Below are 6956 nucleotides of genomic sequence, written 5' to 3' on the forward strand. Positions count from 1 at the left end.
ATGTAGGAACTGCCGCAGGCTGCGATCTTTTGATTTTGTTTTACAGCGGCGCTGGCTGAATGATCTCAACCCAGTAGGCATCCGGGTCCTTGATGAACGCCAGGCTCTTCATGCGGCCATCGGTCAAGCGCTTCTGGAAGTCGCAACCCAGTGCCTCAAAACGCTCGCACGCTGCAACGATGTCCGGCACCGAAATGCAGATGTGACCGAAGCCACGCGGGTCGGTGTTGCCGTTGTGATAAGCGAAATCCGGGTCGTTCTCGGTGCCGTGGTTGTGGGTCAGTTCGAGAATGCCGGGGATCGACTTCATCCATTCGGTGCGCGCGGCGGCGTCGGCAGGGATCTGGTTTTTATCGACCAGCGCGAGGAAGTACAGGCTGAACTCGGCTTCCGGGAAGTCGCGCTTTTCCACCAGCGAGAAACCCAGGATGCGCGTGTAGAAGTCCAGGGACTTGGTGATGTCCTTGACCCGCAGCATGGTGTGGTTGAAGACAAACTTCTGGGTCGCGGTGTCAGGTTGTGCGGTAACGCCGGGGAAGGTGTTCAATTCTTGCAGGCTCATGGGCCCTCCGGAAAATAAGTGGGGCTGACGAATGGCGACAATGATACGCAAGGGTTCCGACATCGCCAAACCCAAAGCGTCAGGCTATTGCCTGACAGCCGGTCGGGGCTCAGACTTCACGGCTTAAATCGTGAGTGTTCATTGCAATGATTCGATTCGGTAAATCGCTGTTCATCCTGCTCGGTGTGCTGTTTGTGGTTGTCGGCGCGCATGCCGAAGCGCCGGTCATGACCTGGCCCGCCGGTTGGCAGGTCGAAGAGATCGAAGGTGATGCGGCCTCTAACGTGTCTCGCCAGCGTGCGGTTAAAAACGATCAGGGTGGCACGCCGGTCATGGTGATGGAGCTGACCATGACGCAGGTGGAAAGCGGTCACCAGGTGAATCTGGAAGGCGTTTTACTGGAGATGCGCAAGTCGGTGCAGAAAGACTTCTTTCAGGGCGGTTATCAAAGTGTCTGCAACCGGATTCATCCGACTACCTTGAGCCGTTTATCGGCGCTGGAAACCACCTGCACCATCACGCAAAACGGGCGTCATGTGCTCTCTCAAACATTGGTCGCCGCAGTGGATGCCGATAAAGCCTACGTACTTTCCTACGCCGGGCAGGCAGAGGCTTATAAGGCGAGTCAGGAAGAAATAGAGGCAGCTCGTAACGCCTTGAAACTTTAATCGAAGACTTTAGTGACTGCAGGCTTTGCGCCATTTCTGAAGTTTTTAGATACCTGAACGGATTAAGCACAAAGTTAATCGGCAAGTAGCGAGTTGGTCGACCAATATCGTTGCATTTAGATGGTATTCATGAAAAAGCCCTGCATCCGCAGGGCTTTTGTTCACAGCGCGAGAGCTTAGCCACGCAGCCAGGAATCAACGGTGGCGGCACCGTATTGTTCCTTCCAGGCTTTCAGGCCGCGATGGTTGCCGCCCTTGGTTTCAATCAGTTCACCGGTGTGCGGGTTCTGATAAACCTTGACCACGCGAGCGCGGCGGGTTTTCGGCGCTGCGGCCTGTTGCAGGCCGGATTTTGCCGGGTTCGGATCGAGAATGGCGATGATGTCGCGCAAGCTCTTGCCGTAAGTTTTCATCAGCCCCTGGAGCTTTTCTTCGAATTCGATTTCTTTCTTGAGCCCGGCATCGTTCTTCAGGGATTCAAGCTGCTTGAGCTGTTCTTGAAGGGCCTTTTCAGCTGCACGAAATTCAGCGAGTCTGGACAATATCTTTACTCCAATAGTGTGTTTGGCTGATACCAACCGCAAACAAAGCTATAAGCCAAGAGCCTTGAAGCGACTCGGTGATAAATGGCTCACCTGCCAGATTTCTGCAGGCATGAAAAATTGTAGTAGTTAATTGGCCAAGAGTAAATCATGTCTTTTTCTTCATGTAACGAGAGTAGTGTTTTGATTCAAATTGGTGCGGTAAATCGTTGTCTCGTCGCTTAAAGCCGCTAGTTAATGGTCACTTAATGCACTAATGAACTCCGCGCCAGGCAACGGCCGGCCGAACAGATAGCCTTGCTGGAAGTTAACGTGGTGGGCGCTCAGGTAATCACTTTGAGCCTGGGTTTCCACACCTTCTGCAACCATTGCCAGATCGAGCTTGGTCGCAAGTTCGATGATGCTGTCCAGAATGTGGCTCGACAGTGTGTCGATGCCGATCATGGCGACGAAGCTCTGGTCGATTTTCAAAAAGTCGACATTGAACTGGCGCAGATAGCCCAGGCTGGAATGACCGGTTCCGAAATCGTCGATGGCGATCTTCACGCCAAGCTCGTGCAGTTGCTCGAACAGTTGGTGGGTAATGGCCGTGGGTTCGATCAGCTCGCGTTCGGTCAACTCCAGCACCAAGTGGATGGAGCCGGGAGCGAAAGCGGTGAGGAATTCGCGGCAATCTTCGACCAGTTCCAGGTTCTGGCAGTGGCTGGCAGTGATGTTGACGCCGATATGAAACGGCTCTTTGAACGACGCCGACAGTGGCCCGAGCAAGGTGGCAGTCTGTTGCATCAGTGACCGCGTCATCGGCACGATCAAACCGGAATATTCGGCAAACGGAATGAACAAATCAGGCCGCACCAGTCCCTCTTTCGGGTGATTCCAGCGCATCAGTACTTCGATGCCCGAGACTTGTTTACTGTCGCCGTGCACAACGGCCTGGAAGTACGGAACGAACTCCGCAGCGTCCAGCGCCCGCTTCATTTCATGAGTCGGTGACGATGAGCGCTTCTGCAGAACATGCCCGATAAGGCCCGATACAACACCGAAAAAGATCAGCAGGCTGAACAGTGGCGGATACTGACTGCTCATGTAGCGCCAGGTTTCGCCTTCGGGGAAACCGGCTGCCACGCTGAACTCATACCGTGATGACTTCAGCATGCTTTGCGCGACGGGAAAGTCGGGCAGGGCGCCGTCGTGAAAGCGTCCGTCGGCGGTCAACCAGTTGGGGCCTACTTGCAGCACCAGTATCGTCTGACGGCCGATCAAACGCAGCACGTTACTCAAGTGGTAGCCGTCCAGCGTGCTCATCGCGCCGCGTTTACCGTCGCTGAGTCGATACACCAACAATGCCGTGTCAGGCGTGACCGGGTTGCCCTTCATCAATAACAAGCGGCCACCGCTGTAGTCTCCGGACGAAATTTTTTCGTGATAGTCACCAAACAGAGAGCTGCAATAAATGGTGTCGTCCCACACCAGATTGGTCGAACGCACAAACGGGCGCCGGGTAACTTGTTCGCGCAGGGCGAGGTTGACGTCGATGCAACTTTGCCCGGCCAGCGGCAACAACTCGCGTGCAGCCTGGGCCGTGTTGTCGAGCATCAGATCGAACTGGCGAATGGCTTCTTCAGCGGTTTGTTGAGCGCTTTGTTGCAGTGCTCGCTCAGCCTGCATATAGAGGATGCCAAAACCCAATACTACCGGGAGCAATCCACTGGCGAGGGTGATCGCAATCTTGGTGCTGCGTTTGCGGCTCTTGGCGTTTAGTGGCATTCGCGAGACCTGTGACGATGTAATAGGGCTCTCAAATGCTGGTCGGACGTAAAGCCCTCCAAAAAGAGTTCAGGTAGAAGCCATGATAGTTGGCGCTTGGCAAATATTCCGCTCATCGGTAGTTCAAAGACTGGGCGAGTTTGATAAAGGCAAATGCAGCAGGTGATGCCTGGCGTTGATCGAGTACGGCCAGGCCGACTTGTCGGGTCACCGGCGGCGACAGTGGTTTTTTTACATAGCGGCTGTCGTTGTGTTCGGGCAGCGACCCTTCGGCGACCACGGTCAGTGCATCACCACGGCCCACCGTATCCAGCGTGCTAAGCAACTGCGAGCAGCGAAACCGGATGTTGGGTGTCAGTCGGGCGGCACTGAACAGTCGTGAAACCAGCTCCGAGGAACCGGCCTCGGTCAAGACAAAAGGGTCGTTGCACAAGTCCTTCAAACTCACGCTGTCGCGCGCCGCCAGTGGGTGATCGACCGGCAGCAGCGCGACCATTTGGTCTTCCATCAGCGCCACTGTGTCAAAGCGTTCGTCGGGCAGCACCACAAAACCGATATCGATGCGCCGTTCTTCCAGCCACTGCACCACCTGGCGGTCAGGCCCTTCATCAATGTGCACCTCGACGCCCGGATGGGCTGCGCGGTAGTGCTGCAGAATCAGCGGCAGCAGTTTGATCGACGACGTCGGCCCGAACGAGCCGATACGCAAAGTGCCGCGCTTCATGCCGCGGGCATCCGCCGCTTCCTGGCGCAAAGTGTTGGCCAACCCCAGCATGGCCCGCGCGCGCAATAGAAGCAGCTGGCCAATATCGCTCAGTTCTACCTGCGATTGATGGCGCCGCAGTAACTCGACGCCTAATTCTCGCTCCAGCGATTTCAAGGCATGGGAGATCGCGGACTGACTGACCCCCAAGCGATTGGCAGCCGCCGTGAAGCCTTGGAGTTCGGCGACGAGGGAGAAGATTTCCAATTGGGTGAGGGTCATGAGTGTTTACTCATTTTACGATGACTGGGTATTAGTTGAATGATACGTCATCCAAGCAATCTTCAGTTCGGAAGACTTATGACCACGTGTGAGCAAAGCCTGACCCAAACCTCCGATGTGCCGGTTTATCTGAAGCTGGCGGCGGTCACCATGATTTGGGGCGGTACTTTTGTCGCAGGGCGGTTTTTGGCCGATAGCCTCAGCCCGTTTTTTGCCGCCAGCCTGCGTTTCCTGCTGGCCAGCGCGGCGTTGCTGCTGTTTCTACTGCTGACCCGCGTGCCGCTGGCGCGGCCCAGCTTCAGGCAATGGCTGCAACTGGCGTTGTTGGGGTTTTTCGGAATCTTCTTCTACAACATCTGTTTCTTTTATGGCCTGCATTACATCAACGCCTCGCGGGCGTCGTTGATCGTAGCGCTCAATCCCGCTGTGATCGGCCTGGCTTCGTGGTGGCTGTTCAAGGAGCGATTGAGTCGGGCCAAAGTCGTCGGTATCGCCATTTGCATTGCCGGGGCGAGCCTGGTGATCGTCAGCCGTAACCCGCAGTTGTTGGCCGGCAACGCCGAGGCCTGGATTGGCGACCTGCTGATTCTCGGCTGTGTGCTCGGCTGGGGCGTTTATTCGTTGTGCTCCAGGGAACTGAATCACAGCCTCGGGCCGGTGCAGACCGTTACGTATTCGATTTTGCTGGGAACGCTGATGCTGTGGCTGACCAGCGCCGTGCGCGGGGAGCTGAGTTTCACCGCGCTCATCAGCCTTGGCCCACAGCAGTGGCTGAGCCTGATGTACCTCGGCGTGTTGGGCTCTGCGCTGGCCTACATCGGCTATTACGACGGCATCCGCAAAATCGGCGCGACGCGCTCGGGCGTATTTATTGCCTTGAACCCGCTGACCGCCGTGATCCTCGGCGCGTTGCTGCTGGGCGAACAATTGACGCTGGCGATGTATCTGGGGGGAGGGCTGATTCTGCTGGGGATCTTCCTCTGCAACAAACCCCTTGCACGCAGGTGAAAAAGGGGGATTTTATACAGAGGGCGGACAAACTGATTTACGCTGTGTAGAATCAGGTTACGCATACAAGAATAATCGTCTTCTGGCAGCAGAAGCCTCGCCCGCAATAGCCTTGGGTCGACAATGAAGATATTTGGGTTTCAATTGATCTACGGTGATTTCCTTGCACGCAGCGTGCGGGGCATCTCCTGCGCGCCACCCGCCGGTCTCAGCATTGCTAGCAACTAACTTCTGTTAATTCTAAAAAGCATGATGAGGCGCCAACCATGGCAGATTTATACGAAAACCCAATGGGCCTGATGGGCTTTGAGTTCATCGAATTCGCATCGCCGACCCCGAACACCCTGGAGCCGATCTTCCAGATCATGGGCTTCACCAAGGTCGCGACCCACCGTTCCAAAGACGTGCACCTGTATCGCCAGGGCGCGATCAACCTGATCCTCAACAACGAACCCAACAGCGTCGCTTCGTACTTCGCGGCCGAGCATGGCCCGTCGGTGTGCGGCATGGCGTTCCGCGTCAAGGATTCGCAAAAAGCCTACAAGCGCGCGCTGGAACTCGGCGCCCAGCCGATCCACATCGAAACCGGCCCGATGGAGCTGCACCTGCCAGCGATCAAAGGCATCGGCGGCGCGCCGCTGTATCTGATCGACCGTTTTGGTGAAGGCAGCTCGATCTACGACATCGACTTCGTGTACCTCGAAGGCGTCGACCGCAACCCGGTCGGTGCTGGTCTGAAGATCATCGACCACCTGACCCACAACGTTTATCGCGGTCGCATGGCTTACTGGGCGAACTTCTACGAGAAGCTGTTCAACTTCCGCGAAATCCGCTACTTCGACATCAAGGGCGAATACACCGGCCTGACCTCCAAGGCCATGACCGCACCGGACGGCATGATCCGCATCCCGTTGAACGAAGAATCGTCCAAGGGCGCCGGGCAGATCGAAGAGTTCCTGATGCAGTTCAATGGCGAAGGCATCCAGCACGTTGCGTTCCTCGCCGACGACCTGATCAAGACCTGGGATCACCTGAAAAGCATCGGCATGCGCTTCATGACCGCGCCGCCAGACACCTACTACGAAATGCTCGAAGGTCGCTTGCCAAACCACGGCGAGCCAGTCGGCGAACTGCAAGCGCGGGGCATTTTGCTGGACGGTTCGTCCGAGTCGGGTGACAAGCGTCTGCTGTTGCAGATCTTCTCGGAAACCCTGATGGGCCCGGTGTTCTTCGAGTTCATCCAGCGCAAGGGCGATGACGGCTTCGGCGAAGGCAACTTCAAGGCGCTGTTCGAATCGATTGAGCGTGATCAGGTGCGTCGTGGCGTGTTGTCCACTGACTAATCTGGCGTAAAAAAACCGGTCTTTGACCGGTTTTTTTTGTAGATCAAAAGATCGCAGCCTTCGGCAGCTCCTACACAATCC

7 protein-coding genes are annotated in these 6956 nt (G+C 56.2%); 3 read left to right on the forward strand and 4 right to left on the reverse strand.

All coding sequences use genetic code 11. The features are described 5' to 3' along the window. Positions 1-40: 40 nt before the first annotated feature. Entirely contained in the window at positions 41-562 is a 522-nt protein-coding gene (gene gloA, locus ACW9JC_RS27415) for a lactoylglutathione lyase (RefSeq protein WP_448108053.1), read from the reverse strand. A 146-nt stretch (positions 563-708) separates the two neighbouring features. On the opposite strand from gloA, the gene ACW9JC_RS27420 reads away from it, so the two are divergent. Next, the gene (locus tag ACW9JC_RS27420) at positions 709-1230 is read left to right on the forward strand and encodes a DUF4946 domain-containing protein (protein ID WP_457458930.1); all 522 of its coding nucleotides are present in this window, start codon (positions 709-711) and stop codon (positions 1228-1230) included. Between the two features lie 176 nt (positions 1231-1406). Here the strand turns inward: ACW9JC_RS27420 and ACW9JC_RS27425 are convergent, their stop codons facing one another. The 3 genes from ACW9JC_RS27425 to ACW9JC_RS27435 form a co-directional block, all read right to left on the reverse strand. Further along, positions 1407-1772 (reverse strand): histone-like nucleoid-structuring protein, MvaT/MvaU family, encoded by a 366-nt coding sequence (locus ACW9JC_RS27425; RefSeq protein WP_008075430.1) that lies wholly within the window; start codon positions 1770-1772, stop codon positions 1407-1409. A gap of 234 nt (positions 1773-2006) precedes the next feature. Further along, positions 2007-3539 (reverse strand): EAL domain-containing protein, encoded by a 1533-nt coding sequence (locus tag ACW9JC_RS27430; RefSeq protein WP_457458932.1) that lies wholly within the window; start codon positions 3537-3539, stop codon positions 2007-2009. A 112-nt stretch (positions 3540-3651) separates the two neighbouring features. Continuing rightward, a complete protein-coding gene (locus tag ACW9JC_RS27435; RefSeq protein ID WP_457458934.1) occupies positions 3652-4524 on the reverse strand; it encodes a LysR family transcriptional regulator in 873 nt (290 codons plus the stop codon). Between the two features lie 78 nt (positions 4525-4602). Between ACW9JC_RS27435 and ACW9JC_RS27440 the strand changes: the two genes are divergently transcribed. Together ACW9JC_RS27440 and hppD are read left to right on the forward strand one after the other, a co-directional pair. Further along, positions 4603-5532: a DMT family transporter gene (locus ACW9JC_RS27440; RefSeq protein ID WP_457458936.1), complete on the forward strand. Its 930-nt coding sequence runs from the start codon at positions 4603-4605 to the stop codon at positions 5530-5532. A gap of 266 nt (positions 5533-5798) precedes the next feature. Further along, positions 5799-6875: a 4-hydroxyphenylpyruvate dioxygenase gene (gene hppD, locus ACW9JC_RS27445; RefSeq protein ID WP_416127080.1), complete on the forward strand. Its 1077-nt coding sequence runs from the start codon at positions 5799-5801 to the stop codon at positions 6873-6875. Positions 6876-6956 lie beyond the last annotated feature (81 nt).

The sequence above is a fragment of the Pseudomonas sp. SDO5591_S426 genome (assembly GCF_054070755.1).